This is a genomic window from Corynebacterium glyciniphilum AJ 3170 (genome assembly GCF_007673095.1).
In the GTDB taxonomy this organism is placed as follows: Bacteria; Actinomycetota; Actinomycetes; order Mycobacteriales; family Mycobacteriaceae; genus Corynebacterium.
Genome location: NZ_VDYZ01000377.1, coordinates 1 through 230 on the forward strand (window position 1 = coordinate 1; position 230 = coordinate 230).

General features: G+C 57.4%; 1 protein-coding gene. It reads left to right on the forward strand.

Annotated features, from left to right (window positions below; genetic code table 11):
• Positions 1 to 191 (forward strand): hypothetical protein (locus FS507_RS18025; RefSeq protein ID WP_186314797.1); only part of this gene is annotated, 191 nt, incomplete at its 5' end.
• Between the last annotated feature and the right edge of the window lie 39 nt (positions 192 to 230).

The following is a 230-nucleotide window of genomic DNA, read 5'->3' on the forward strand; positions in this document are numbered from 1 at the left end:
GGGTGGCAAGGGAGACTGAGGAGGGGGACGGGGAAGTTGTGGTGAAGCGGGATGTCGAATGGTTGGTGATTAAGGAGGAGTTGATGGGTGTGATGAGGGAGGTTGAAGGGGTTGGGGTGGTGGTTGCGGAGGTTGGGGAGGAGGTGGGGGATGTGGAGGTGTGGGGTGAGGTGGTGAGGTGGTTGGAGTGAGGAGTTGAGTATGATTATGGACAAGGATAGTGTTTGGGG